This is a genomic window from Variovorax sp. UC122_21, assembly GCF_044056785.1.
Lineage (GTDB): Bacteria > Pseudomonadota > Gammaproteobacteria > Burkholderiales > Burkholderiaceae_C > Variovorax.
In genome coordinates this window covers 2,444,423-2,469,140 of record NZ_CP172004.1, presented here as the reverse complement: position 1 = coordinate 2,469,140, position 24,718 = coordinate 2,444,423, and the positions used below count along the sequence as shown (strand labels likewise).

At 70.6% G+C, this 24,718-nt stretch carries 24 protein-coding genes and 1 pseudogene; 14 read left to right on the top strand and 11 right to left on the bottom strand.

The annotated features are described in order from the left end of the window. The 11 genes and pseudogenes from ACHMXE_RS23960 (at position 1) to ACHMXE_RS23910 (ending at position 10,271) form a co-directional block, all read left to right on the top strand. Positions 1 to 2,115, top strand: a complete 2,115-nt coding sequence (locus ACHMXE_RS23960; protein ID WP_395351725.1) for a phosphocholine-specific phospholipase C — start codon at positions 1 to 3, stop codon at positions 2,113 to 2,115. Positions 2,116 to 2,187: 72 nt separating this feature from the next. Beyond that, positions 2,188 to 2,964, top strand: a complete 777-nt coding sequence (locus ACHMXE_RS23955; protein ID WP_203201563.1) for a DeoR/GlpR family DNA-binding transcription regulator — start codon at positions 2,188 to 2,190, stop codon at positions 2,962 to 2,964. A gap of 20 nt (positions 2,965 to 2,984) precedes the next feature. Next, complete coding sequence (locus tag ACHMXE_RS23950; protein WP_395351723.1) at positions 2,985 to 3,749, top strand: glutamine amidotransferase; 765 nt, start codon at positions 2,985 to 2,987, stop codon at positions 3,747 to 3,749. 127 nt (positions 3,750 to 3,876) lie between these two features. Continuing rightward, positions 3,877 to 4,515: a CDP-alcohol phosphatidyltransferase family protein gene (locus tag ACHMXE_RS23945; RefSeq protein ID WP_209542714.1), complete on the top strand. Its 639-nt coding sequence runs from the start codon at positions 3,877 to 3,879 to the stop codon at positions 4,513 to 4,515. 29 nt (positions 4,516 to 4,544) lie between these two features. Then, positions 4,545 to 5,126, top strand: coding sequence for a glutathione S-transferase family protein (locus ACHMXE_RS23940; protein ID WP_395351721.1), 582 nt, complete (start codon positions 4,545 to 4,547; stop codon positions 5,124 to 5,126). Between the two features lie 110 nt (positions 5,127 to 5,236). Beyond that, a pseudogene (locus ACHMXE_RS23935) lies at positions 5,237 to 6,535 on the top strand (penicillin acylase family protein); the annotation flags it as partial. Continuing rightward, complete coding sequence (locus ACHMXE_RS23930) at positions 6,475 to 7,623, top strand: penicillin acylase family protein (RefSeq protein WP_395352780.1); 1,149 nt, start codon at positions 6,475 to 6,477, stop codon at positions 7,621 to 7,623. The pseudogene ACHMXE_RS23935 and the gene ACHMXE_RS23930, both read left to right, overlap by 61 nt. A 56-nt stretch (positions 7,624 to 7,679) precedes the next feature. After that, positions 7,680 to 8,336 carry a histidine phosphatase family protein gene (locus ACHMXE_RS23925; protein WP_395351719.1) on the top strand — a complete coding sequence of 219 codons (657 nt, stop codon included), beginning with the start codon at positions 7,680 to 7,682 and terminating at the stop codon, positions 8,334 to 8,336. A gap of 50 nt (positions 8,337 to 8,386) precedes the next feature. Then, positions 8,387 to 9,349, top strand: a complete 963-nt coding sequence (locus tag ACHMXE_RS23920) for a DnaJ C-terminal domain-containing protein (RefSeq protein ID WP_395351717.1) — start codon at positions 8,387 to 8,389, stop codon at positions 9,347 to 9,349. 1 nt (position 9,350) lies between these two features. Next, positions 9,351 to 9,665, top strand: coding sequence for a chaperone modulator CbpM (locus ACHMXE_RS23915; RefSeq protein WP_057595067.1), 315 nt, complete (start codon positions 9,351 to 9,353; stop codon positions 9,663 to 9,665). Positions 9,666 to 9,755: 90 nt separating this feature from the next. Further along, positions 9,756 to 10,271, top strand: a complete 516-nt coding sequence (locus ACHMXE_RS23910; RefSeq protein ID WP_395351714.1) for a MerR family DNA-binding protein — start codon at positions 9,756 to 9,758, stop codon at positions 10,269 to 10,271. Here ACHMXE_RS23910 and ACHMXE_RS23905 read toward each other — a convergent pair. Continuing rightward, positions 10,219 to 11,892: a C-terminal helicase domain-containing protein gene (locus ACHMXE_RS23905; RefSeq protein ID WP_395351712.1), complete on the bottom strand. Its 1,674-nt coding sequence runs from the start codon at positions 11,890 to 11,892 to the stop codon at positions 10,219 to 10,221. The two genes, ACHMXE_RS23910 and ACHMXE_RS23905, sit on opposite strands and share 53 nt — an antisense overlap. Positions 11,893 to 11,995: 103 nt before the next feature. Here ACHMXE_RS23905 and ACHMXE_RS23900 point away from each other — a divergent pair, with 103 nt between their 5' ends. After that, positions 11,996 to 12,868: a hypothetical protein gene (locus ACHMXE_RS23900; protein ID WP_395351710.1), complete on the top strand. Its 873-nt coding sequence runs from the start codon at positions 11,996 to 11,998 to the stop codon at positions 12,866 to 12,868. A gap of 5 nt (positions 12,869 to 12,873) precedes the next feature. On the opposite strand, the gene ACHMXE_RS23895 is transcribed toward ACHMXE_RS23900, so the two are convergent. The 7 genes from ACHMXE_RS23895 to ACHMXE_RS23865 all read right to left on the bottom strand — a co-directional run bounded on the left by ACHMXE_RS23895 (position 12,874) and on the right by ACHMXE_RS23865 (position 20,053). Continuing rightward, a complete protein-coding gene (locus tag ACHMXE_RS23895; RefSeq protein ID WP_395351708.1) occupies positions 12,874 to 13,005 on the bottom strand; it encodes a hypothetical protein in 132 nt (43 codons plus the stop codon). Between the two features lie 258 nt (positions 13,006 to 13,263). Continuing rightward, entirely contained in the window at positions 13,264 to 14,877 is a 1,614-nt protein-coding gene (locus ACHMXE_RS23890; protein ID WP_395351706.1) for a hypothetical protein, read from the bottom strand. Then, entirely contained in the window at positions 14,867 to 16,045 is a 1,179-nt protein-coding gene (locus ACHMXE_RS23885) for a hypothetical protein (protein WP_395351704.1), read from the bottom strand. Before ACHMXE_RS23885 ends, ACHMXE_RS23890 begins: the two co-directional genes overlap by 11 nt. Before the next feature lie 250 nt (positions 16,046 to 16,295). Beyond that, on the bottom strand, positions 16,296 to 18,050 hold the full coding sequence (locus tag ACHMXE_RS23880; protein WP_395351702.1) for a dipeptidase: 1,755 nt from the start codon (positions 18,048 to 18,050) through the stop codon (positions 16,296 to 16,298). 163 nt (positions 18,051 to 18,213) lie between these two features. After that, positions 18,214 to 18,555, bottom strand: a complete 342-nt coding sequence (locus ACHMXE_RS23875) for an alpha/beta hydrolase (RefSeq protein WP_203201575.1) — start codon at positions 18,553 to 18,555, stop codon at positions 18,214 to 18,216. A 200-nt stretch (positions 18,556 to 18,755) separates the two neighbouring features. Then, positions 18,756 to 19,613 (bottom strand): hypothetical protein, encoded by an 858-nt coding sequence (locus ACHMXE_RS23870; protein WP_395351700.1) that lies wholly within the window; start codon positions 19,611 to 19,613, stop codon positions 18,756 to 18,758. A 134-nt stretch (positions 19,614 to 19,747) separates the two neighbouring features. Then, the gene (locus ACHMXE_RS23865; RefSeq protein ID WP_395351698.1) at positions 19,748 to 20,053 is read right to left on the bottom strand and encodes a hypothetical protein; all 306 of its coding nucleotides are present in this window, start codon (positions 20,051 to 20,053) and stop codon (positions 19,748 to 19,750) included. Positions 20,054 to 20,081: 28 nt separating this feature from the next. On the opposite strand from ACHMXE_RS23865, the gene ACHMXE_RS23860 reads away from it, so the two are divergent. Continuing rightward, positions 20,082 to 20,873: a S1C family serine protease gene (locus ACHMXE_RS23860; RefSeq protein ID WP_395351696.1), complete on the top strand. Its 792-nt coding sequence runs from the start codon at positions 20,082 to 20,084 to the stop codon at positions 20,871 to 20,873. Between the two features lie 3 nt (positions 20,874 to 20,876). Here the strand turns inward: ACHMXE_RS23860 and ACHMXE_RS23855 are convergent, their stop codons facing one another. After that, entirely contained in the window at positions 20,877 to 22,208 is a 1,332-nt protein-coding gene (locus ACHMXE_RS23855; protein WP_395351694.1) for a lytic murein transglycosylase, read from the bottom strand. A gap of 151 nt (positions 22,209 to 22,359) precedes the next feature. Here ACHMXE_RS23855 and ACHMXE_RS23850 point away from each other — a divergent pair, with 151 nt between their 5' ends. After that, positions 22,360 to 22,530 (top strand): hypothetical protein, encoded by a 171-nt coding sequence (locus ACHMXE_RS23850; RefSeq protein WP_208511154.1) that lies wholly within the window; start codon positions 22,360 to 22,362, stop codon positions 22,528 to 22,530. A 30-nt stretch (positions 22,531 to 22,560) separates the two neighbouring features. On the opposite strand, the gene mmsB is transcribed toward ACHMXE_RS23850, so the two are convergent. Both mmsB and ACHMXE_RS23840 read right to left on the bottom strand, forming a co-directional pair. Beyond that, complete coding sequence (gene mmsB, locus ACHMXE_RS23845; RefSeq protein ID WP_395351691.1) at positions 22,561 to 23,454, bottom strand: 3-hydroxyisobutyrate dehydrogenase; 894 nt, start codon at positions 23,452 to 23,454, stop codon at positions 22,561 to 22,563. Between the two features lie 148 nt (positions 23,455 to 23,602). Further along, positions 23,603 to 24,718: an enoyl-CoA hydratase/isomerase family protein gene (locus ACHMXE_RS23840; protein WP_395351689.1), complete on the bottom strand. Its 1,116-nt coding sequence runs from the start codon at positions 24,716 to 24,718 to the stop codon at positions 23,603 to 23,605.

Genomic DNA, 24,718 nt, shown 5'->3' with positions numbered 1-24,718 from the left:
ATGAGCGACAAGCAAGCATCCCCTTCCCGCCGCGGCTTCCTGCGCGGCGCCGCCACCACCGCGGGCGCGGCCGCCGCGCTCGGCCTGCTGCCGCCCGGCATCCGCCGCGCGCTGGCGATTCCCGCCACGCAGGAGACCGGCACCATCAGCGACGTCAAGCACGTCGTGATCTTCATGCAGGAGAACCGCTCCTTCGACCACTACTTCGGCACCCTGCGCGGCGTGCGCGGCTTCGGCGACCGCTTCCCGGTACCGCTGTCCAACGGCAAGCCGGTGTGGCAGCAACCGCCGACCTCGGGCAGCGGCACCTGCGTGCCCTTCCGCTACGACACCACCGCCACCAGCGCGCAGCGCACCACCGGCATGGCCCACAGCTGGTCCGACGGCCAGCAGGCCTGGAACGGCGGGCGCATGAACCAGTGGGTGGCGGCCAAGACGGCGCGCGCGCTCGGCTACTACACGCAGAGCGACATCGCCTACCAGTTCGCGCTGGCCGATGCCTTCACGCTGTGCGACGCCTACCACTGCAGCGAGCTCACCGGCACCAACTCCAACCGCCTGTTCCTCTGGAGCGGCACCAACGACCCGCTGGGACAGGGCGGCGGCCCCGCGATCGACAACTCGAACGACGACCTCGCGAACGCGCCCGGCTACGACTGGACCACCTACCCCGAGCGCCTGGAACAGGCCGGCGTGAGCTGGCAGATCTACCAGGACATGGCCGACAACTACACCGACAACCCGCTCGAGGGCTTCACCAGCTTTCGCCAGGCCTACTACGCGCCCGAGCCGACCGAGGCGCAGCGCTCGCTCAAGGCGCGCGGCCTGTCCACGCGCTCGCTCGACGCCCTGGCCGACGACGTGAAGGCCGGCCGCCTGCCGCAGGTGAGCTGGATCGTCGCGCCCGAGAAGTACTCGGAGCATCCCGGCCCCTCGTCGCCACTGTGGGGCGCCGAATACACCGAGCGCGTGCTGAACGCCCTCACGGCCGATCCCGCGGTCTGGAGCCAGACGGTGCTGTTCATCATGTTCGACGAGAACGACGGCTACTTCGACCACATGCCGCCGCCGTCCATTCCTTCGCTCAACGCCGACGGCAGCGAGGCCGGCATGAGCACGGTGTCGACGCTGGGCGAACGCAACGACCTCAAGGCGCCCTACCGCGGTTCGCCCTTCGGCATGGGCTGGCGCGTGCCGATGTACGTGGTGTCGCCCTGGAGCCGCGGCGGCTGGGTCAACTCGCATGTGGCCGATCACACCTCGGTGGTGCGCTTCCTCGAGACGCGCTTCGGCGTGATGGAGCCCAACATCAGCCCCTGGCGGCGCGCGGTCGCGGGCGACCTCGGCACCTGCTTCGACTTCGCCACGCCCAATGCGGCGCTGCCCGCGCTGCCGCACATCGACGGCAAGGCGGCCGACGATGCCATCGCGAAGCAGCTGTTGTTGCCCACCCCGGTCGCGCCCGCGCCCGGCACCGGCACCCTGCCCCAGCAGGCCACCGGCGTGCGCTACTCGCGCGCCCTGCCCTACGAGCTGCACACCAGCGGCCGGCCCGACGTGGCGCAGCAGAAATTCTGGCTGGTGTTCGGCAACACCGGCGGTGCGGGTGCGGTGTTCCATGTCTACGACCATCTCGCGCTCGACAAGGTGCCGCGCCGCTACACGGTGGAGCCCGGCAAGCTGCTCAACGACGCCTGGGCGGTGGCGGCCGGCGGGCGCTACGACCTCTCGGTGTTCGGCCCCAACGGCTACTTCCGGCGCTTCGGCGGCAAGCTGCCGGCCGCGCTCGCGGGCGGCACGGCGCTGCCCGAGGTCCGCGTCTGCTACGACGCCGCCAACGGCGACGTGCACCTGGAGATGCACAACCTCGGCAACATCAGCTGCACCGTCACGGTGGCGCCGAATGCCTACCGCACCGACGGGCCGTGGTCCTTCGCGCTCGCGCCGGGCCAGGTGGTGGTGCAGAAGTGGGACCTGGCACCGGCGAAGCACTGGTACGACTTCAGCGTGACGGCCAACGTCGACGACGGCAGCAGCTACCTGCGGCGCTTCGCGGGCCGGGTGGAGAACGGCAGCCACGGCATCAGCGATCCGGCGATGGGCCAGGCGGCCTGAGCGTCACGCGCCTCCTCCACAATGGCGCCGGTCCGCCACCGGCGCCATCGCTCCCTCTCCCATCGGCATCCCATGCTCCAAGAAGAACGATTCCTGCGCATCCGCAGCCTGCTGGCCACCTTCTCGCGCCTGAGCGTCGAGCGGATCATGCAGGACCTCGCGGTCTCGCGCGAAACCGTGCGCCGCGACCTGCTCGAGCTCGAGGGCCTGGGCGAGCTGCGGCGGGTGCATGGCGGCGCCGTCGCCACGGGCGCGGAACCCGAGCCGCCGCTCGCGGTGCGGCTGGTGGCGCGGCAGCGCGAGAAGCGCGCCATCGCCCGGGCCGCGATCGCGCTGCTAGAGCCGGGGCAGACGGTGTTCCTCGACACCGGCAGCACCACCGCGCTGCTGGCCGAGGCACTGGCCACGCTCAGCGGCATGACCGTCATCACCAACTCGCTGAGCATCGCGCTCAAGCTCGCGGGCGCGGCCGAGGGCCGCGATACCGGCGGGCGCACCGTGCTGCTCGGCGGCGAGATCGACGTCAAGACCCAGGCCACCTGCGGCGCCGGCACGGTCGAGGAGATCCGCCGCTACCGCGCCGACGTGGCGCTGCTGTCGCCGGTGGCGATGCATCCCAAGCACGGCGCGATGAGCTTCGAGCACCACGAGGCCGCGATCGCGCGCGCCATGGCCGAGCAGGCGCAGCAGCTGGTGATCCTGGCCGACCACGCCAAGATCGGCCAGGCCAGCCGCGTCACCTATGCGCGCAGCGCCGACATCGACGTGGTCGTCACCGACGCCGCCTCGCGCGACATGCCGGCGCTGCCGGCGCTGCGCCGGGCCTGCGAGCGCGTGGTGCTGGCCTGAGGCTTTGGCATCATCGGGGAATGGATACCGCGCACCCTCTTCCCCTGGTCATCGTCAAGCTCGGCGACACCTTCGACGCCCTGCGCGAGACGCACGGCGACTTCGAGCACTGGATCGCCGACGGCCTGGCGAACGACACGCTGCCGATCGCCGTGATCGACCCGCGCCGCGGCGACACGCTGCCCGATCCCGCCGCCATCGCGGGCGCGGTGCTGACCGGCTCGCATGCGATGGTGTCGCACCGCGAGGACTGGAGCGAACGCACTGCCGGCTGGCTCGCGCGCACGGTCGCGCAGGGCACGCCGGTGCTCGGCATCTGCTATGGCCACCAGCTGCTCGCGCATGCGCTCGGCGGCGAGGCCGGCGACCATCCGCGCGGGCTGGAGATCGGCACCGTGACGGTGGCGCTCGAAGCCGCCGCGGCCGACGACGCGCTGCTGCGCGAGCTGCCGCCGCGCTTCGAGGCCCACGTGGTGCACCGCCAGAGCGCGCTGCGCCTGCCCGAGGGCGCGGTGCGGCTGGCGGGCAACGCGCACGAGCCGGTGCAGGCCTTCCGCGTCGGCGAACGGGCCTGGGGCCTGCAGTTCCATCCCGAGTTCGGCGCGCCGATGATGCGCGGCTACGTCGACCAGTTGGCCGGCGACCTGCGCGCGGACGGCGTCGATCCCGCGGCGCTGCGCGAAGGTGTCGGCGCCACGCCGGCCGCGGCCTCGCTGCTGGCGCGCTTCGCGCGGATCGCGCAGGCGCACGACGAGGCCCGCGGCCGCGTGCCGGTCGACGCCTGACCGCGCCCCGTTTTTTTCGCCTCGAACCCGCGCGCGGCTTCGCGTCGGCGTCGGACCGCGACTACAGATCGCGCCCGGCGCTTCGGTTAAGGTGGCCCGCACTTCCCTCCACCGAGGCCCCCACGCCATGCCCCGCCCCGACTCCCCTCCCGTGCGCAAGCACTTCTCGATGATCCGCGGCTTCCACCTCGCCGACGTGTTCACGCTCGGCAACGCGGCCTGCGGCGTGGGCGGGGTGTTCCTCGCGATGGCCTACATGGCGAGCCAGTCGCTGACCCACTTCTACTGGGCCGCCGCGCTCGCGCCCGCGGCCTTCGTGTTCGACGTGTTCGACGGCCGCATCGCGCGCTGGCGCCAGACCCATTCGGCGCTCGGGCGCGAGCTCGATTCGCTGGCCGACATCATCTCCTTCGGCGTGGCGCCGGCCGCGCTGGGCTTCGCGGCCGGCCTCGACGGCGGCTGGGACTGCGTGGCGCTGGTCTATTTCGTCTGCTGCGGCGTGAGCCGGCTCGCGCGCTTCAACGTCACGGCCGAATCGCTCTCGGCCGGCGGCGACAAGGTCAAGTACTTCGAGGGCACGCCGATCCCGACCAGCGTGGTGCTGGTGGGCGTGCTCGCCTGGGCCGCCTCGCAGGGCCGGCTGGGCGACGCGCTGTGGGGCGGCGCCTGGAGCGTGGGCCCGTGGCAGCTGCATCCGATGGCGCTGCTGTTCGCGCTCTCGGGCACGCTGATGATCAGCAAGACGCTGCGCATCCCGAAGTTCTGAGCCAGCGCAAACCCAAGGAAGACACCCTCATGACCATGAAGCTGTATTTCGACCCGCACAGCCGCGCGCAGGTCGCCAAGTGGATGCTCGACGAGGCCGGCGTGGACTACGAGATCGTGCCCACGCTGATCCGCGAGAAGGCGCACAAGACGCCCGAGTTCCGCAAGATCAACCCCGCCGGCAAGCTGCCCGCGCTGGTCGACGGCAGCACGCGGCTGTTCGAGAACGCGGCCATCTGCCTCTACATCGCCGAGAAGTACCCGGCGAAGAAGCTGGCGCCGCCCGTGGGCACGCCCGCGCGTGGCCGCTTCCTGTCGCTGATGGTCTATTCGACCGCGCAGCTCGAGCCCGCGATGGGCGACAGCATGTTGAAGCTGCGCAGCAACAACAGCGCGCGCGGCTGGACCGACTTCGAGGAGGCCAAGGACGCGGTCGAGCGCGAGCTCGGCGACGGCCCCTACCTGTTCGGCGCGCAGTTCACCGCGGCCGACGTGATGATCGGCTCGATGTTCATCTACCTGCGCGCCTTCGGCGGCCGTTCCAACCGGCCCCGGATCGACGCCTACGTCAACCGGCTGCAGGCACGCCCGAAGGGCATGCGCTTCGGCTGAAGCGAGACGTTCCGGCGCCGGCTGCCGCGCCGGCGACAGGTGGCGCGGCAGAGGCGGGCCTACGCTCGGTCCCCCGCTGTTTTCCAACGAAGGCTTCGCGCCGCACCACCATGAACAACACCAAGAGACAGGCAGCCACCCTTCCCCTTTCCCTGCTCGCCGCCGCCCTGCTGCTCGCGGGCTGCGCCAGCGCCCCGCCACCCTCGGGGCGCGCGGTCACGATCGAGCGCACCACCTACGGCATCGCCCACGTCACCGCGCCCGACTACGAAGGCCTGGCCTTCGGCGCCGCCTACGCGCATGCGCAGGACAACGTCTGCCAGACCGCCGAGCACCTGGTGACGATGCGCGGCGAGCGTTCGCGCTTCTTCGGCGCGCAGGAGCGCGGCGCCTTCGGCCTGGGCCTGATGCCCAACGCGCAGATCGACCTGTTCGTGCGCTACCACATGGACGATGCCGCGCTCGCGCGCGCCGGCGCCACCACCAGCGCCGAGGTGCAGACCATGATGCGCGGCTACGTGGCCGGCTACAACCGCTACCTGCAGGACGCCGGCCCCAACGGCCTGCCCGCGGCCTGCCGCGGCAAGCCCTGGGTACGGCCGATGACGGCGGCCGACCTGGCGCGCGCCACCGAGCAATCGATGATCCAGGGCGGCCTGGGCGCGCTCGCGGGCGCGGTGCTCGAGGCGGCGCCGCCCGCGCCGGGCGCGCGCACCGGCGCGGCGCCGGTGCCGCTCGACCAGGCCGTGGCCGAGATCGGCCGCCACAGTTTCAACGCCAATCCCGAGGGCGGCGAGCTCGGCTCCAACGGCTGGGCCTTCGGGCGCAACGCCACGCCCGACGGCCGCGCCCTGCGGCTGGGCAACCCGCACTTCCCGTGGACCGGCACCAACCGCTTCTGGCAGTTGCACCTGACGATCCCCGGCCGCGTCGACGTGATGGGCGCCACCGGCGGCCTGAGCCCGGTGGTGGCGATCGGCTTCAACAAGGACGTGGCCTGGACCCACACCGTGTCGACCGGCAAGCGATTCACGCTCTACGAGCTGCAGCTCGACCCGGCCGACCCGACCGTCTACCTCGTCGACGGCCAGCGCCGCCGCATGACGGCGCGCACCGTGACCCTGCCGGCGAGCGAGGGCGCGCCGGCGCTGCAGCACACCTTCTACGAGAGCGAATGGGGCCCGCTGATCGCGCTGCCCAAGGCCGGCCTGGGCTGGACCGCGCAGCGCGCCTATGCGATCCGCGACGCCAACACGCTCAACGTGCGCTCGGCCGAGGCCTGGATGCGCATGGCGCAGGCGCGCAACGTGGCCGAGCTGCGCGCCGCGATGGGCAACCAGGGCATGCCGTGGATCAACACCATCGCGGCCGACCGCGACGGCAACGCGATGTACGCCGACCTCTCGGCGGTGCCCGACGTCTCGGCCGAGCAGCTGCGCGCCTGCGCGCCCTCGCCGGGTGCGGCGGCGCTGCTGACGCGGCCAGCCTCGCCGTGCTCGACGGTTCGCGCGCCGCCTGCGCCTGGCAGCGCGACGCCACGGCCGCGTCGCCGGGCCTCATCGCGCCCGTGCGCATGCCGGTCGTGGTCACGCCCGACTGGGTGCAGAAACAGCAACGACAGCTACTGGCTCAGCAACCCGCGCATCGCGCCGATGGCGGGCGTGTCGCCGCTGGTCGGGCCGGTGGGCGTGCCGCAGCGGCTGCGCACGCGCAGCGGCATCCTCGAGATCGAGGGCCGGCTCGCGGGCGCCGACGGCCTGCCCGGCAACCGCATGGGCGCGGCCGAGCTGCGCAGCGTGATCTTCCGCGACCGCAACCTCGCGGGCCTGCTGGTGATGGACGACCTGCAGGCGGCCTGCGCGGCGGCCGGCGGCGCGCTCGACGTCGACCAGGCGCTGGGCTGCCGCGTGCTCGCGGCCTGGGCCGCACCAGCAACGCCGACGCGAAGGGCGCGGCGCTGTTCCGCGAGTTCTGGCGCAAGGCCAAGGACATCCCGAAGGTCTGGCGCCTGCCCTTCGATCCGGCGCAGCCCGTGACCACGCCGGCCGGCCTCGACATGGCCGCGCCCGCCACCCGCGCCGCGGTCTTCAAGGCCCTGGGCGAGGCGGTCGGCATCCTGCGCACCGCGGGCTTCGCGGCCGACGTGCCGCTGGGCGTGCCGCAGTCGCGCGAGGTGCGCGGCCAGCGCATCGCGCTGCATGGCGGCGACGAGTTCGAGGGCGTGCTCAACAAGCTCGAGTCGCAGGGCCAGTCGCTGATCGACCCGAAGGGCTACCAGGTCAACTACGGCAGCAGCTACATCCAGGTGGTGGGCTTCGACGAGCGCGGGCCGGTGGCGCAAGGCCTTTTGACCTACGGCCAGAGCAGCGACCTCGCTTCGCCGCGCGCCTACGACCAGTTGCCGCTGTTCGCGGCCAAGCAGTGGCACGCGCTGCCCTTCCACCGCGCGGACGTCGAGGCGCAGCGCGAGGGACGGCCGCTGCAGTTCGCCTACTGAGATCGAGCAAACCCGAGCCCGCCGCTGCGACACATGGATTGCGCAGAATCGACGCCATGTCCCAAACCCCTGCCGCAACTCCTTCCGCCTCCGGCCACCGGCCCTCGGGCCTCGACCAGCTGATCGCCCTCGCCGCCGCGCAGCCGCTGGCGCCGGCCTGCGACCACTTCTACTTCCTGCGCCACGGCCAGACCGGCCGCAACGCGCAGCGCATCTTCCAGGCCACCGACGAGCCGCTGAGCGAGCTAGGCCTGCGGCAGGCCGCGCGCGCGGCCGAGCTGCTGGCGGGCGAGCCGATCCGCACCATCGTCTGCTCCGATGCGCGGCGCGCCTTCGACACCGCGCACGCGGTGGGCAGCGCGCTCAAGCTGGTGCCCACCGCGCAGGCCGTGCTGCGCGAGCGCAACTTCGGCGCGCTGATCGGCACCTCGTCGGCCAACATCGACTGGGCCTGCGAGCCCGAGGGCGGCGAGACGCTGGCCCAGTTCGTCGCGCGCAAGCGCGCCGCGCTGGCCGAGGCCCTGGCCCAGCCCGCGCCGGTGCTGGTGGTGGCGCACGGCGGCACGCTCTATGCGCTGGCCGCGCTGCTGGGCGTGCCGGTCGACCTGGGGCTCCTGGGCAACGCGCAGCCATTGCGTTTCGACCGCAGCGGCCCCACATGGGCCGTGACGCCGCTCTCGCGGCATGCCGACGGCGACGCCGCGCTGGCCTAGGGTTCTCCGAGCGCCGCGCGCGAGCCGTCCCCACACCCCACACCAAGACCATGGAATTCAAGGACTACTACAGCGCCCTGGGCATCGAGCGCACCGCGTCGGACGACGAGGTGCGCAAGGCCTACCGCAAGCTCGCGCGCAAGTACCACCCCGACGTCAGCAAGGAGCCCGACGCCGAGCAGCGCATGCGCGACATCAACGAAGCCAAGGACGTGCTCGGCGACAAGGAGAAGCGCGCCGCCTACGACGCCCTGGCCGACCGCGTGGCGCGCGGCGGCCGCCCCGACGGCGACTTCCAGCCGCCGCCGGGCTGGGACACCGGCTTCGAGTTCCACCGCGGACCGCGCCAGGGTCCGGCCGACCATGCCGACTTCAGCGAGTTCTTCTCCTCGATGTTCGGCGAGGCCGAGCGCCGCGGCGCCGCGCGGCAGAACTTCCGCGCGCGCGGCGAGGACCACCATGCGGCGATCGAGATCGCGCTGGAAGACGCCATCGGCGGCGCCGAGCGCGAGATCAGCCTGCGCTCGCAGGTGCTCGACGCGCAGGGCCAGCCGCGCTGGGAAACCCGCACCCTGAGCGTGAAGATCCCGCCCGGCGTGCACCCGGGCCAGTTCATCCGCCTCGCGGGCCAGGGCCTGCCGGGCCATGGCGGCGAGCCGGCCGGCGATCTCTACCTCGAGGTGCGCATCGCGCCGCACAGGCTCTACCGCGTCGAGGCGCGCGACCTCTACATGACCCTGCCGGTCACGCCCACCGAGGCCGCGCTCGGCGCGCAGGTCGAGGTGCCGCTACCCGGTGGCGGCGCGGTCGAGGTCACGGTGCCGAAGCAGGCCAAGAGCGGCCTCAAGCTGCGCCTCAAGGGCCGCGGCCTCGCGGGCAAGACGCCCGGCGACCTCTACCTGCTGCTCGACATCGCGCTGCCGCCCGCCGACAGCGAGGCCGCGCGCAGCGCCTACGAGGCGCTTGCACAGGCCTCGGCCTCGTTCAACCCACGCCAGCATCTGGGAGTCTGAGATGGCGACCGTTTCCATCACCACCACCGCCGTCGGCCAACTGCATCCGCTGGCCGCGAGCGAACTCGCGCATGCCTGCGGTGCCGACACCGCCTGGGTCGTGCAACTGGTCGAGGTCGGCATCGTGCGCATCGAGACCGAGGAGGCGCAGCCCGAGCGCTGGCGCTTCTCGAGCGCCGACCTGCAGCATGCGCTGGAGGCACGGCGGCTCGAGCGCGACTTCGGCGTCGGCCTCGATGCCGCGGCGCTGATCCTCGACCTGCAGCACGAGGTGCGCAGGCTCAAGACGGTGCTGCAGGCGCACGGCCTGCGATAGGCCCACGCGCCGCAAGGAAAAGCCGCGCCGCGGCTTGACCTTGACACCGTGCGAGACCGAAGACTTCGGGCCTCTTCCACAGGAGGCCGCATGACCCCTCGCACCCTTCCATCGCCCGTCCACGCCGACACCGCGCCGCGGTTCGACCTCGAGGCCGCGCTCGCGCGCGCCGGCGTTTCGCAACGGCTGCTGCGCCAGTGCGAGGCGCGCGGCCTGATCGCCGCGGCCGAGCCCCGCTACACGCACGCCCACGTCGCCGTGCTGCGCTTCGCGCGCCGCGCGCTGGCGCTGGGCTTCGCCATGGACGAGATCGAACGGCTGGTGGCGCTGTGGCGCGACGAGGAACGCGCGAGCGCCGAGGTCAGGCGCCTCACGCTGTGCCGCGCCGAGGCGCTCGATTCGCGCATCGAGGAGCTGCAGGCGACGAAGCGCGTGCTCGAGCGGCTCGCGGGCCTGTGCCGGGGCGACCACCGGCCGGCGTGTCCGATCCTCGACGAGCTGGTGGAGCTCCGGGGCTTTGCCGCGCAGTGGCAGGGCGACTTGGCCCCTTCGATCAATGAGCGGGCCGGATCGGCGCAGGAGAAAAATCAGGCGCCAGGGCATTGATCTCCCGCGCCAGCTGTCGCATGAGCTCGTCGCTCGCGTGCTCGTTGACCACGACGCCGTGAAGCTGTGCCCTCAGCTCCTCCCAGCGCTCGCGCAACACCCGCCAGTTCTCCGCGTCGTAGCTTCCCTTGAAAACCACGGGCCGGATCTCGATGCGGGGCGGGCCGTCGCCAGCCAAGTCGGGGCCGGCTTTCTCCCAGGCCTGGAACTTCGATTGCCACAGGCTCCCGATGCGGTCCACGCGGCCGATCTGCTGCTCCACGACACCCGGATTCCACTCCGGATGAAGCAGGACGACCGTCCGGCACGCGGTGTGAAGGTTCAGCCCCTCGCGGCCCACGACCGACTGGACCACGAGCACCTTGGGGTGGCTGTGCTCGCGATTGAATGCGAGCTGGAGCATCCGGCGCGTGTGGGGCCGGGTGTCTCCGTGCATCAGGCGCGCGAAAGCACCCTCCGCCAGATTGAACTCACCCCTCAGCCGCTCTTCGAGCGCTTCCCATCGTTGCACTGCCTGTGCCTGCCCGCCCTGGCCCTCCGCATCGGAGCGGTCTTCCTGGTCGCTGGCCGCGTCGACCAGCTCGACGAAGGCTGCCGCGATACGTCCCGCGTCCACGGCGGCATCGCCGTGCCCCATGAGGTCCTGGATCGCGCGCGCCACCAGCGCCAGCACACCCGCATGGCGGGGGGTCTCGCGTCCGGCCTCGTGTTCCACGCGTGCTGCAAACGCCTCGTAGATCGACCGGATCCGATGTCCGACCTCGATCGATCCGAAGCCCTGCGCGATCGACGCCACCAGATGGGTCCTGAACGTTTCCCGCTGCTGTTCCAGCGCCGCGTATTGGGTTTTCAGTCGACTGTCGATGTCATCGAGCGAATCGCGCCGGCCCGATTGGCGCAGCGCGGCGAGCACGGCGGCGCGCTCGGTATCGGCCAGCTTCTCCTGCGGCCAGAGCACGCCGCTGTCGAGGCTGCGCAGCAACGCGCGGGCATTGAGAAGCCGGACCAGCGAACGCATCGGCCGCGTGAATCGACCGAAGACCAGCACCTTTTCGTTGGCAGCAGGTCCGCAGGTGGCTTCGATCGCCTCGACGGCGGCCGAAATGGCTGGATGCTCGTAGAGGGCCGCATCGCTCGACGGTGTCGGCCCCTCGCGGAACGCGTCGGCCATCCTTTGCTTCCACCAGTCGGCACGCTGCTCCCGCTTGTTCCTGGGCGCGGCAACTATGGCTTCCGCGACATCGACCAAACCCAAGCCATCCGCCTCTGCCTGTGTCTTGTCTTCCTTGGCATCCTCCAGCAGCTGATCCATCAGCGCGGCGATTCCGTGCCCATTGCCAAGCGTCAGTCGCAAGCGCTTGGCGACCGCGTCGTCGCTGCCCCGCGTCGCGAACGACAGGGCTTCGGCGGCACAGACCGCCTGCCGCCACGCCGGCGGCAGGCTTGCCGCGTCGATCGCGATGGCTCGCTCGCGTCTGTAGGCATGATGGCTCTCGCCCGATAGCTCGGCGAAGCGCCTGACCCCAGGGATCGTCTCGCTTGTCTCGGCGCACCAGGACCGCGCCGAAGGTGTTCTTGAAGCTCTGGGCCGCCCTGCCGAACGCGGCACGCGTTTCCGCATCGGTGGGGCTGGCGCGCACCTGCTTGACCGCAGCTGCATAGCCATCGATCACCCGCGTGGCATCGGGCAGATTCGTGCCCAGGCGCTGGAGCGTGGAGGTCCATTGCTTCGCGTCCAGTTCGATCGGCGTTGCCGTCATGGCAAGCCGCCGCGCATCGGTGCCGGGCTGTACGACGAAGTCCAGCAAGCGGTTGAGATTGCTTTCCTCGCCCCGGCTCTTGTGCGCCTCGTCGACGATCACGAGATCGAAGGTGCCCAGCCCGAGGCCCACCACCTGTTCGAGCGCGCTCCTGAATACCGTGCGCTTGAGGTAGTTGCCGGGGTCGAACAACGGCGACTCGCTGCCCCAGCGGTTCAACTCGGGGCTGGAGGCCAATGCATCCAGCAAGGCCTCGTCCGCATTCCCAAAGATCCACTGCGCCGCGGCGGCGATGCGGTCGTCGTCCATCTTCCCGCCAGCCCAGTAGCCACGCGGAAGGCGGCCGCTTCCCGCGCTGCGTGCGCGGGCCAAGGCCAGCGTGGCCGGCAGCAGTGCCCACTTCCAGTTGGTCTTGGTATTGCCCTTGATCGACCAGTTGCAAAAGGCATGCGAGATCAGCAACGCCGGGGGCTCTCCCCAGGGCTCCTCCGCGCCGGCCCCTTGCTTCCACGCATCCAGGTATGCGTCCAGGCTTCGAATGATCAGGGGCGTGTTCTCGATGTGCGCCTTGCGCTGCAGCTCTTCGCGCCACTGATAGCCCAGCACCGGCGGAACGATGATGGCGACGCGTCCTCCGGCGTCGATTACGCCACGCGCGACGGCCGCGGCAATGCGCGTCTTGCCCAGTCCGACTTCGTCCGCGATGAGCACGCCGTTGCCCGGCAGGCGCTCGGCGATGGCGACGAGGCTGGCACGCTGCCCCGCGTTGAGTTCGATGGCGTGGCCGGCGGCAATCTCCTGCAGATTCCGCCCGACGGCCTCCCAGCCCGCAAATGACCGGCTCATTGCAGTTCTCCCATCGACACCATCTCATCCACGCCCCAGCTGAGTTCGATGCGCCGGAGCGCCTCCTCGTAGAGCCGCCCCTCGGAGGTTTCGGCGGTTTCGGCGAAGCTCGGCGAAAGGGAGCGCACCGCAGAGGACTCAAGGGATTCAACTTCGGCGCCTGCTGCATCCGGAAATAGGCCACCGGTCCGCTGTCCCTCATGCGAACCAGCGTCTGTTCGAGCCGTCGGCACCAGGGCTCCCAATCGCGCCTGTCGATGGCCGTCTGCTTTTCGGCGATGTTCTCGATCAGCTCCATCATCTGGCGGATCGAATAGCTCGACACCAGCGTGCGACCGCCTTCCCCGCCCGGCTCGCCCGGGTGGTCGTCCTGTGAATCGGGATCATCATTGGCGGTCTCCTCGATCGGCACCAGCGGAAAGTCCGCCAACTGCCACCAGCCCTCGTCGACCCCCAGAGGCATCAGCTTGGCTGCCGCAATGCGTCCGAACTCGTCGATCACGGGGATGTCCGCTTCCTTCCGCGTGCCATCGGCATTCCACCGGCAGCGCACGACCCGAGGGCGGCGCCCCGTCCATGGGATGGTGCCACCGCTCACGACGCCTGGAATGCCTTCGGGCGTCAGCACCTGGAAGGCGAATTCGTAGTCCAGCACTTCGGCGGGCAGCGAAAGGAATCCGCCATCGCCTGTCTCGCACCACGCGAGCCAGGCCACCGGCGGCGCCGTATGCAAGGTCTCGGGCCGTTCGAAGGAATCGCCGGCCGACAGGACCGTGGAACCATCGAAGGCCTCGGTCCATTGGATCGGCAGCAGATCGCCGACGACCTGATGGGCCTCGATTCCCCGGTCCGCATGCCAGTACAGGGGACCGGGCGCGAAGACGACGCCGGCCTCGAGATTTCCCGATGAAGGGCTCATCGCGTTCGCGAACCCCGGCCCCGTGAGATTGCCCGAGCCCAGGTAGATCCAGGCGCCATTGCATCGGGGGGCGTTGCTGGCGTACTTCGCGCTGAACAGGAACTTGGCGTGCAGCGTCCGCGCACTGTTGTCGCCGAACAGCGGTGACGGGGCCGCAGCGGGTCTCACTTTCACGCCCTGGTCTTCCAGGGCCTGCACCGAGGACGCCACCGCCTGGCACGCCAGCCGGTTGACGAAGAGATCCACCTCCGCGGCCCGGGGTCAACAACGAGGCCTCCTTCAGTGCGCGGATCGCCGCGATGGGCACCGAAGGCGCTTCCGACGGATGCCCCCCCGATTCGTAGAAGCCGGACCCCATGGCCAGGTAGTTCCTTGCGCCGGATTCGCTTTCGGCCTTCACCTTGGTCGGCAATTGACTTAGCAAGGAGGCATGCCTGTTGTCGAAGAACCGCGGTTCGCCCGCAGCCTCCGCCGCGCACCGTGCCATCCAGGCATCGAGAAGCTGGACGTGCTCGGAGCCCGATGGCGATGCGTCCAGCAGCCGGGTGTCGAACGACGCCCGGATAGCACCCAGCAGCCTTTGGGCGGCGCCGATGTCCGCGCACGCCCGGCGATCGTCGGCCGCGGGCTGTGCCAACGAATCGCTGTCGACCTCGACGCGCCATGCCAGATCGAGGCTGTCCTCAAGCGTCTGGCGTGTCCAGTTTCCCGTCGCAACGACCAATCGCAGACGCCAGCGATCGCGCTGCTCCAGATGGCGATAGCCCAAGAGCGCGACCTTGGCGTGCAGCAGCCGAAAGGGCTTGTCCCGCGCCTCCAGGATCGCGAGATGAGCGATGCCCGGCGCGTCGATGAAGCCGATCGGCGGATGGCCAGGGTCGACGATCAGGGCCAGCGCGACGTGACCCTGGCTGGCGCGCTGATCCTTGGTGAGCGCCGTGAAGCGCTCGGCTGCGTCGTTCAGGAACGGGGCATCGGCCGAATACCCGCAGATCCAGCCGAAATGACCAACGTAGCCTTCAGGCGCATCGAAATGCTGAGCCAGCGAAGGCAGGCTCAGACGACCACGGTCACTGCTCATGCGCCGCCTCCGATCGATTCCTTTGAAGCCATTCGCCGAGACGGCCTTGCATGTCGAGGTTCAGCAGGTACAGGTTGCGCACGCGATAGGAAACTCCGGAGGGAACGCGAACGTCGCCCGTCGGGCCATCGTCGTCTTCGTCCGCCTGCGAGGATTCCTCGATGGCCGTGCCGCGAAATGCCGCGCCCGCCGGCCGTACCTCGCTCCCGGCGAGGCGAAGCACCCTGCCGTCGCGCTCGACCAAGCCCCGGAGAACCTGCGCAGGGCTGTCGGCCGCGCACAGGCGGGAGAAATCGAGGGCTTCCGCGTCTCGATGCCCGAGCGCGAGGAATTCGTTCGCCGTCCGCCGCAGCGCATCGATGGAATGCCCGGTGCGTCGCGCCGCGTCATCGATGGAGGTCGGCCGCCCTTCGCGCCCCATGGCCCCCTCCACCGCATCGAGCGTCGCGATGGCGGCATCGCGAACGGCAAAGAACGCAGCGCCCGCCTGCAGGTCGTGCCAATGCCTATCGTCCGAAATCTCGGCGGGCCTGCGCCAATCCGTCGTCGGGTCGGTGTCGAGACGAGCGACCCAGTTCAATGCGCTGCGTCGACGCAGGCGACTGTCGGGCTCCTCGTTCTTTCCACCCAGTTCGAGCCGTGCCCGGATCTGCGTGCAGGCGGAGCCCGGCAACGCCAGCAAGGGAGACAACGCGTCGCTCAAGGAGGCGGTGTCGGTGCGGTTTTCCTCTCCGCGCACCCACTTCACGAGATGGTCGACCACGGACCGGTTGTAGGGCGAGTAAGGCCGGCACGCATCTTCGACGAACGCCTCTCCTTCGTCCGAGGCGCGAAAGGCATTGAAGCGTGTGGCGCCGTTCTCGGCGAATCCCAGTGCGGGCAATGCCCGTACCGCCGCCATGCGCATCGGCTGGCTCACGTAGAAGCCGCGTCGCCCGACCTTCCTGAAAGAAAGATCGGCGGTCTGTCCCTGCAGCTTGGTGCGGCCTCGCAGGCGGGCATCGGGTTGCCACCCCTGGCCCTTGAAAGCCAGGCAGCATGCCAATGCCTCGACGGCATTCGCGACCTCGATGTTCTGCACCTTGCCTCCGCGCAGTCGCACACGCTCGGCCACCACGATCCCCAGGGTCGCCAGCAGGAAGCGCTTGCCGTACCAGACACCACCCATGCCGGGAACGGCAAGCTCATTGAACCGTCGGATAGTCGCAGCGAGCCCCAGGCTTCGGGTGCGACGAGAAATCGGAAGCTGCTCAGGCCCCAATAGTCCCCAGACTCCTCCCATTCATACCCCTCTTTTTTTTGATTGAGCGCTCCCCGCGTTCCATTTCACCGGTCGTTCGCGCGGGAGCGAGTTTCAGTCTATCCGTCGTGCGTTGCGCACGGCGCCGGCCGTGGCGAACTCGATGCTCACCGGAATCTCACTGCATCCGCGGCAGATTCCCGATCCGCACCAGCATCTCGGTGAACATCTGCATGTCCGCGTCGAGGTCGGGCACTTCCTTGTATTCCTTGGCGTTGTGCGCGGTGTACTTCTTGCCGGGCATCGCGGGGCCGAAGTTGATCGCGTTGGGCATCAGCTTGGCGGTGGTGCTGCCTGCCGTGGGCACGGGCTTGGCCTCCAGCCCGGTGGTGTCGCCGTAGATGTTCAGCAGCGTCGAGAGCCAGGCGCCCTTGGGATCGCGCGCCATCCAGTTGCCCTGGTCGTACTGGATCTCGGGCTTGACCTTGGCGGCGTCGGCCCAGGCCTGCACCTTCGCGGTGACCTGGGTCTTGAGTTCATCGGGCGTGCGGCCGCGCGGCATGCGCACGTTGACCGTGACCTCGACGCGGCCATCGGCGCCCGCGCGCACCAGGTTCGGCGAGAAGGTCAGAGGGCCCATGAAGTCGTCGGCATAGCCCAGGCCCAGCTTCTCGCCGAGGTAGCCGGTGCCGTAGAGCGCATCGAGGTAGTCGACCGCCTGGCGAAAGCCGTTGGGCGCGAGCGCCAGGCCCGATTCCTTGAGGAACAGCGCGAGGCGCGGCACGGGGTTCACGCCCTCCTCGGGCCGCGAACCATGGGCCGAGACGCCGGTCACCTTGAGCTCGATGCTGTCGGCGCCGCGCGCGATGTCGATGGCGAACTTGCCGCCCTGGGCCTCGTACTTGCGCAGGAAGCCGGCCTTCGCGGCCTCGAGCGTCGCGGCCGCCGCGGTGAGGTCGCCGCCCTTGAGCGTGGCGGTGGCGGTCTGCGCGATCGCATTGGCCGAGGCGGCACCGGCCATCGCGACGATGGCGGTGGCCGCGGGGTCGGCAGGCTGCGCGGGGAAGAACACCTTGAGCGCGCCCGAGCCCTTCTCGGCCACGACCGCCGGGTACTTGCTGTCGAGCACGATGTTGTAGGCCGGCAGCGCCGTCTTGTTGCGGTAGTAGAGCATCGCGTCGCCACCGGTCTCCTCGGTGGTCTCGATCATCAACCGGATGCCGCGCTCGAGCGGCAGGCCGCTGTCCTTGACGGCCTTCATCGCATAGAGCACAGCGGCGATCGAACCCTTGTCGTCGATGGTGCCGCGGCCGTAGAGCAAGTCGCCCACGCGGGTCATGGTGAAGGGATCGAGCCGGGTGCCGTCTTCGAGCACCCATTCGGACAGCACGGCGGGCACCACGTCGGCATGCGTGAGGATGCCGAACTCCTCGCTGCCGCGGCCCTGGAGGCTGACCTCGAAGATGCGGTTGTCGACGTTGCGCCAGTTCAGGCCGAAATCCTTCGCCATCTTCTCGACCAGCCGGCCGAAGTCGAGGATCGCGGGACTCTCGTGCGGCGGCACCTGCACGTTGCGCACGGTCGGGATCGCGACCATGGCGCCGATGGTCGCGATCGCCGCCTGCTGGTTGTGCAGCCGGTTGTACAGGCCGAGCAGGCGCGCGATGTCGACCAGCGCATCGCCCGCGAGCGGCTGGCGCTGTCCATACGCGGACACGGCCGCGGCCAGCTCCTTGTTGGCGGGGTTCGCGGCCACGGCCTGGGCCAGGAAGGCATGGAAGTCCTTCGCAGTCTGGCCGGCCTGCCAGCGTGCGGCGAGCAGGTCGAGCGCGGGCTTCTTGAGCGTGTCGGCGACGGCCGTGCCGCCGAGGGCGAGCACGGCGCAGCCGAGGGACAGGGCGGGCAGCGAAAGGCGGAAAAGACGCGATGGCATGGAGGAGCTCCCTCGTGGCAGATACATCCGCCGACGATAGCCGAGCCCACGTCACAAGCAGCCTCGCGACGCGCGCCCCAACGAAAAACCGGGCCACGCTCGTCGCGTGGCCCGGTTTTCGAACCAATTCTCTTCAGCAGAAAGCGGCTTGCGCCGCCCAGCCTCACAGGCCGGCTTGACGCGTCAGCGTGCGGGCTTGCGCGGGGATCACGCTGCCCGGGAACGATTCGCGGCGCAGGTTCTGGCCAGGAGCATGGGCGGCTGCCACGGCTTCGCCACGCACCACGGCGCGGTCGGTGTTGCCGGCCACCACGGGTGCCAGGTTGGCGGTCGCGCCGTCGGCGTAGATGTTGCCTTCGCGGGCAGCGGCGGCAGCCTGGGGCGCCACGTCGGCGCGGCTGTAGCCGGCGGTCACCGAATGCACGCCTTCATAGGTTTCGGCGTGGGCGCCGGCAACGGCGATCAGCGACAGGGCGGCGGCAGCGAGGATGTTCGAGGTCTTCATACGAGTGTCTTTCCTTGGATGGTCTTCTTTTGGACGGGCTCGAAGTTTGCCCCAGGAAACAAGGGAAAACCCTCGCTCGAATGAACCACGGTGTTCATGAAATTGAAACAATGACGGGGAACTTTCCGACGACGACGCCCAAATGGCTACATTCGGCGCCGAATCGGCGCTTGTCGGGCCGTCCGTCGAATACCTTCCGGCTACCGCGGCCAGGCCCGCAGCACGGCGCGGATCGCCCGCGTGTCGCCGGCCTTGACCTCGGCGCGGTAGCTGCCGACCAGCGCCTCGCGCTCGCCATCGGCCTGCGCGTCGCCGCGCCAGGCCGCGAGCGCGGCGATCTCGTCCTCGCCGAGCGCCGACAGCCACACCAGCGTGAGCTGCCGCTCGAACTCGCGCGCGACGATCAGCAGGTTGCGCTGGCGCGTGGAGGTCACGCCGCGCGACCACAGCGAGTCGATGGCGCCCTCGAGCGTGGCCTCGGGCAGCGCGCTGAACTGGGCCGCGTTGCCGCGCGCCAGCTGCTTGACCACGGCGGTCATCAGCAGCTCGCTCGAGAAGTCGATCTCGCGCAGGTCGGCCACCGCCATGCGCTCGAGCAGCGCGGTGCGCGCCGGTCCCGGCGGCTGGGCCTGCTGGCGCTTGACGAAGTCGGCGCGAGCCGCGTCGTCCATCGCGCCATAGTCGGCGCGCACCTTCGCGAGGTGCGCGACCGCGGCCAGCGCCGCGGGAGACGGCGCCGCGCCGCCCTGCCCGGCGGCCGCCACGGCCGTGCGCACCGCGGCAACCGCGGCGTTCGCGTCGAAGGCATGGGCCGAGGCGGCATCGAGCGCCTTGAGCGCGCCGCCCGCGATGGCCTCGTCGGCCGGCTCGAGCTGCTGCCTGGCGCCGCGCGCCACGGCGCCGGGCGCATAGGCCGCCTGGTAGCGCGCCGCCACGCCCTCGAACTGCAGCAGCGCCTGCGCGCGGTCCTGGGCCGCGGCGGGCGCGGCGGCCAGCAGCAGCGAGAGCGGGAGGGAGAAGGCCAGGGTTCGAAGGCAGCGGGAGCGGAGGAGCGACATGGCGCGATTATTGGCGCCGGCCCGGCCGGGCCGCGTCGGACGAGCGCCAGCCGGGCACCCCGGAAAAATCGCGGCGCGCGCAGAACCGAAAGCGCTCGGCGCGATCGCAATCGAACGCCGGTCACCGCGGCCCGCTAAAGTCCGCCCCGCTCACGCTCAATGCCCACCGCGCCATGCGAACCCTCTTCCTCCTCCCGCTCCTCCTTTCGACCACCCTGCTCGCCCTGCCCGGCCATGCCCAGCCGCGCGCCGAGGCCACCCCGCGCCCGATCGCCGCGCGCGGCGCGCTCGGGGCCGAGGAGCAGAACAACATCGCCGTGTTCAAGGCCGCCTCGCCCGCGGTGGTCAACATCACCTCGATCGGGCTCGAGCGCGGCCTGTTCTCGCTCAACGTGCAGCAGGTGCCGCAGGGCACGGGGCACCGGCTTCGTCTGGGACACGCAGGGCCACATCGTCACCAACTACCACGTGATCCAGAACGCGGCCGCCGCGCGCGTGACGCTGGCCGACCAGAGCAGCCACCGTGCACAGCTCGTGGGCGTGTTCCCCGATCGCGACCTCGCGGTGCTGCGCATCGACGCGCCCGCGGCCAAGCTGCGGCCGCTGCCGCTGGGCAGCAGCGCCGACCTGCAGGTGGGCCAGAAGGTCTACGCCATCGGCAATCCCTTCGGGCTCGACCAGACGCTGACCACCGGCATCGTGAGCGCGCTCAACCGCGAGATCGATTCGGTCAACCGGCGCACCATCCGCGGCGCGATCCAGACCGATGCCGCGATCAACCCCGGCAACTCGGGCGGCCCGCTGCTCGATTCGGCGGGCCGGCTGATCGGGGTCAACACGGCCATCTTCAGCCCCTCGGGCGCGAGCGCGGGCATCGGTTTCTCGATCCCCGTGGACGAGGTCAACCGCATCGTGCCGCGGCTGATCCGCGACGGCCGCTTCGTGCGCCCCGCGCTGGGCCTGACCTATGCGCCCAAGGAACTCAACAGCGCGCTCGACCTGCCGCGCGGCGTGGCGATCCTGCGCGTGCAGCCCGACAGCCCCGCCGCGCGCGCGGGCCTGCGGGCCTTCGCGCGCGGCGAGCGCGGCATCGTGCCGGGCGACGTGATCACCGCGATCGACGGCGCGGCCGTCACCAGCGCCGACGACGTGCTGACCGTGCTCGAGCGCCTGCAGCCCGGCGACGCGGTCGAGCTCACGCTGTGGCGCGCGGGCGCGACGCGGCGCCAGAAGGCCACGCTCGCGACCTCGGAGGAATAAGCGCTACGGCGTGGCGATGCGCTGCAGCAGCTGCACGGTCGGATAGCCGTCGGCCGGCTCGCCCACGCTGCGCTGCCAGCGCCGGATCGCATCGCGCGTGGCCGGGCCGAGCAGCCCGTCGGCCGTGCCCGCGCCGAAGCCGCGCGCATTGAGCGCCTGCTGCAGCGCGATCGTCTCGGCGCGCGACAGCGGCTGCAGGTCGCGCGGCCAGTCGGCGCGCACGCCGGGCCCGCCCGCGAGACGCTGCGCCAGCAGGCCCACGCCCAGCGCATAGCTGGTCGCGTTGTTGTAGCGCAGGATGGTGCGGAAGTTGGGCCCGACCAGGAAGGCCGGCCCGCGCGCGCCGGCCGGCAGCAGGATCGAGGCATCGGCCAGCGCGGGCAGCGGCGTGGCGTCGTCCATCGCACGCACGCCCTCGGCGGCCCATTGGCTCGCGGACTGGCGTTGTTGCCCATCGGCGCGCGCGAGGTCGAAGCCCGGCGGCAGCCGCACCTCCACGCCCCAGGGCTGGCCGGCCTGCCAGCCCGAGTGCTGGAGGAAGTTCGCGGTCGAGGCCGTGACGTCGGCCATGCTGTCCCAGATGTCGCGCCGGCCGTCGCCGTCGGCATCGACCGCATGCGCGAGGAACACGGTCGGCAGGAACTGCGTCTGGCCCATCGCACCGGCCCAGGAGCCGATCATGCGGTCGCGCGGGATGTCGCCGCGCTGCAGGATCTTGAGCGCCGCCATCAGCTGCTCGCGCGCCCAGCCGGCGCGCCGGCCCTCGAAGCCCAGCGTGGCGAGCGCATCGATGGTCGAGATGTCGCCGTAGTTGGCGCCGTAGTTGCTCTCCATGCCCCAGATCGCGACCACGATCTCGCCCGGCACGCCGTAGCGCGCGGCCACGGCATCGAGCTGAGGCCGCAGCGCCTGCAGCCGTTCCTGGCCGCGCGCCACGCGCTGGGCCGACACGGCCGTGTCGAGGTAGTCCCAGACCGCGCGCACGAACTCGGCCTGGCTGCGGTCGCGCTCCACCACCTGCGGCAGGTAACTCGCGCCGTCGAAGGCGCTGTGCAAAGTCGCCTCGTCGATGCCGGCGGCGCGCGCCTGGGTGCGGAACTGCGCGACCCAGCGCTCGAAGTCCTGCTGGATGCGGGCATCGTCGACGGCGGGTGCCACCGGTGCGGCGGGAGCAGGCGAAGGCACGGGCGCGGCGGCGCGCGGCACGGCGGGTACGGGCTGGGTCTGCGTGCGCGCGGGCGGCGCGGCGCAGCCCGCGATGAAGGCGGCGAGCAGCAGGCTCGCCGATGCGTGGTACGGCAGGCGATGCGGTAGACGTGAAGTGACATGGGGCATGCCCCCATTCTGACGACGCGCGCAAAGGCCCCGCGCCCGGCTGCGGCAACGACGTGCCGCGCGACATGTCCTACGCCGCGACGCGGCCTGCGCGTGCCAGGCGAGCCACGCACGGTGACCACGCTGCCAGCACCGAATCAAGGAGCCATCGATGCCGACCCGAAAGACCAAGGGCCTCTACGCCAACATCCACGCCAAGCAGGAGCGCATCAAGCACGGCAGCGGCGAGCACATGCGCAAGCCGGGCAGCGAGGGCGCGCCCAGCGACGAAGCCTTCGAGAAGGCCGAGAAGACCGCCCACAAGCCGAAACAGCGGCACTGAGGCCGCTGTCTCGCGTCGAGCCAAGCCCGCTCAGGGCTTCTGGAACAGCTTCAGCACGCTCGAGAAATCGAGCGCGCCATGCCCCGCGAGGCTGTGCGCCGCATAGAGGTTGCGCGCGATGCCGCCCAGCGGCGTCGAGGCGCGCACGGCGGTCGCGTTCTCCTGCGCCAGGCCCAGGTCCTTGAGCATCAGGTCGGTGCCGAAGCCGCCCGCGTAGTTCTTCGAGGCCGGCGCGGCCTCCATCACGCCGGGCATCGGGTTGTACTTCTCGAGCGCCCAGTTGCCGCCCGAACTGCGGCGCATGATCTCCGACAGCACCTTGGGATCGAGCCCGTTGGCCACGCCGAGCGCGAGCGCCTCCGAGGTGCCGATCATCAGGATGCCGAGCAGCATGTTGTTGCAGATCTTGGCGGTCTGGCCCGCGCCCGCGGCACCCGCGTGGAAGATGTTGGCGCCCATCTTCTCGAGCACCGGCCGCGCGCGCTCGAGGTCCTTCGTCTCGCCGCCGACCATGAAGGTCAGCGTGCCCGCGATGGCACCGCCCGTGCCGCCCGACACCGGCGCATCGATCATCGCGATGCCCTTGGCGGCGGCCGCCTCGGCCACCTTGCGCGAGGTGGCGGCGGCGATGGTGCTGCTGTCGATCACGAGCGCGCCGGCCTGGATGCTCTCGAGCAGGCCGGGCTTGCCCGCGCCGCCGAGGAACAGGCCCTCGACATGCGCGCTGGCCGGCAGCATGCTGATCACGACCTCGGCATCGGCCACGCTGTCGGCCGCCGACTTCGCGATTGGCAGGCCCTCATCCCCGAACTTCTTGCAGGCGTCGGCCGAGAGGTCGAAGGCGCTGAGCGTGTGGCCGGCCTTGAGCAGGTTGAGGGCCATCGGGCCGCCCATGTTGCCGAGGCCGATGAATGCGATCTTCATGTGTTGTCTCCGAAGGATTGAGTGTCTTGAATGCAGGAACCGGACGCAGAGGACGCGAAGGTTCGCGAAGGACGCAAAAAAACTTCAAATGGATTTCTTTCGCGCTCTTCGCGAAACCTTCGCGTCCTCTGCGTCCGGAAATCCGTCTTTACCTCAGCGTCGCCAGCTCCGCCGGCATCTCGCCGCGCGGGCGCAGGTGGTCGTCGATGAAGGCCTGGGTGATCTCCTCGATGCTCGCGGGCGACCACTGGGGATTGCGGTCCTTGTCGATCAGCACCGCGCGGATGCCCTCGGCGAAGTCCTTGTGCGCGCAGAAGCCCAGCGAGGCCCAGTACTCGAGGCGGAACACCTCGGCCAGCGACATGCGGTGCACGCGCTGCCAGAGCTCGAAGCTCAGCGCGGCCGAGCTCGGCGCGCCCTTCATGAAGGTCTTGGCGGCGCCCTGCAGCCAGGCGTCGTCGCTCTGCAGCCCGCGCAGGCGCCGCGCGATGTCGAGCAGGTCGTCGCCGGCCATCAGCGCGTTGATGGTGTCGTAGTGCTCGCGCACCTTCGAGGCCGGCAGTTCGGCGCCCTCGCCGGCCTTGGCGAGGATGCGCGACAGCGTGGCGCGGTCGGCCTTGCCATCGCCGGCCCAGCGCGCGGCGGCGATGGCCTCGAGCACCTGGCCCTTGTGCTCCTGCGGCACCAGCACGTCGGCCAGGCCGCAGAAGATCGCGTCGGTGGCATTGAGGTTCGCGGCCGTGAGCGCGAGGAACAGACCGGTGCGGCCCGGCGTGCGGCGCAGGAACCAGCTGCCGCCCACGTCGGGGTACAGGCCGATGCTGATCTCGGGCATGGCGATGCGGCTCTGCGCGGTCACCACGCGGTGCGAGCAGCCCGACATCAGGCCCACGCCGCCGCCCATCACGATGCCGTGGCCCCAGCAGAGGAAGGGCTTCGGGAAGGTGTGGATCAGGTGGTCGAGCTCGTACTCCTCGCGGAAGAAGTCCTCGGCGTAGGTGTTGCGTTCGGCGCCGCATTCGCGCAGCGTCTGGTAGAGCTGGCGCAGGTCGCCGCCGGCGCAGAAGGCCTTCTCGCCCGCGGCCTGCAGCAGCACGCCGACGATGCCGTCGTCCTTCGCCCACGCGCGCAGCTGGGGCGTGAGCAGGCGCACCATGTCCACCGACAGCGCGTTGAGCGAGGCGGGTGCGTTGAGCGTGGCGACGCCGAAGCGCTGGCCGCCGGCGGTCTTGATTTCGTCGAAGAGAACTACGGAGTCGGTCAT

Excerpts from the sequence above, each read along its gene's own strand:
- ACHMXE_RS23960 (WP_395351725.1), top strand. The coding sequence starts at position 1 with ATGAGCGACAAGCAAGCATCCCCTTCCCGCCGCGGCTTCCTGCGCGGC.
- ACHMXE_RS23955 (WP_203201563.1), top strand. The coding sequence starts at position 2,188 with ATGCTCCAAGAAGAACGATTCCTGCGCATCCGCAGCCTGCTGGCCACC.
- ACHMXE_RS23950 (WP_395351723.1), top strand. The coding sequence starts at position 2,985 with ATGGATACCGCGCACCCTCTTCCCCTGGTCATCGTCAAGCTCGGCGAC.
- ACHMXE_RS23945 (WP_209542714.1), top strand. The coding sequence starts at position 3,877 with ATGCCCCGCCCCGACTCCCCTCCCGTGCGCAAGCACTTCTCGATGATC.
- ACHMXE_RS23940 (WP_395351721.1), top strand. The coding sequence starts at position 4,545 with ATGACCATGAAGCTGTATTTCGACCCGCACAGCCGCGCGCAGGTCGCC.
- ACHMXE_RS23925 (WP_395351719.1), top strand. The coding sequence starts at position 7,680 with ATGTCCCAAACCCCTGCCGCAACTCCTTCCGCCTCCGGCCACCGGCCC.
- ACHMXE_RS23920 (WP_395351717.1), top strand. The coding sequence starts at position 8,387 with ATGGAATTCAAGGACTACTACAGCGCCCTGGGCATCGAGCGCACCGCG.
- ACHMXE_RS23915 (WP_057595067.1), top strand. The coding sequence starts at position 9,351 with ATGGCGACCGTTTCCATCACCACCACCGCCGTCGGCCAACTGCATCCG.
- ACHMXE_RS23910 (WP_395351714.1), top strand. The coding sequence starts at position 9,756 with ATGACCCCTCGCACCCTTCCATCGCCCGTCCACGCCGACACCGCGCCG.
- ACHMXE_RS23905 (WP_395351712.1), bottom strand. The coding sequence starts at position 11,892 with ATGCGGAAACGCGTGCCGCGTTCGGCAGGGCGGCCCAGAGCTTCAAGA.
- ACHMXE_RS23890 (WP_395351706.1), bottom strand. The coding sequence starts at position 14,877 with ATGAGCAGTGACCGTGGTCGTCTGAGCCTGCCTTCGCTGGCTCAGCAT.
- ACHMXE_RS23885 (WP_395351704.1), bottom strand. The coding sequence starts at position 16,045 with ATGGGTGGTGTCTGGTACGGCAAGCGCTTCCTGCTGGCGACCCTGGGG.
- ACHMXE_RS23880 (WP_395351702.1), bottom strand. The coding sequence starts at position 18,050 with ATGCCATCGCGTCTTTTCCGCCTTTCGCTGCCCGCCCTGTCCCTCGGC.
- ACHMXE_RS23875 (WP_203201575.1), bottom strand. The coding sequence starts at position 18,555 with ATGAAGACCTCGAACATCCTCGCTGCCGCCGCCCTGTCGCTGATCGCC.
- ACHMXE_RS23870 (WP_395351700.1), bottom strand. The coding sequence starts at position 19,613 with ATGTCGCTCCTCCGCTCCCGCTGCCTTCGAACCCTGGCCTTCTCCCTC.
- ACHMXE_RS23855 (WP_395351694.1), bottom strand. The coding sequence starts at position 22,208 with ATGCCCCATGTCACTTCACGTCTACCGCATCGCCTGCCGTACCACGCA.
- ACHMXE_RS23850 (WP_208511154.1), top strand. The coding sequence starts at position 22,360 with ATGCCGACCCGAAAGACCAAGGGCCTCTACGCCAACATCCACGCCAAG.
- mmsB (WP_395351691.1), bottom strand. The coding sequence starts at position 23,454 with ATGAAGATCGCATTCATCGGCCTCGGCAACATGGGCGGCCCGATGGCC.
- ACHMXE_RS23840 (WP_395351689.1), bottom strand. The coding sequence starts at position 24,718 with ATGACCGACTCCGTAGTTCTCTTCGACGAAATCAAGACCGCCGGCGGC.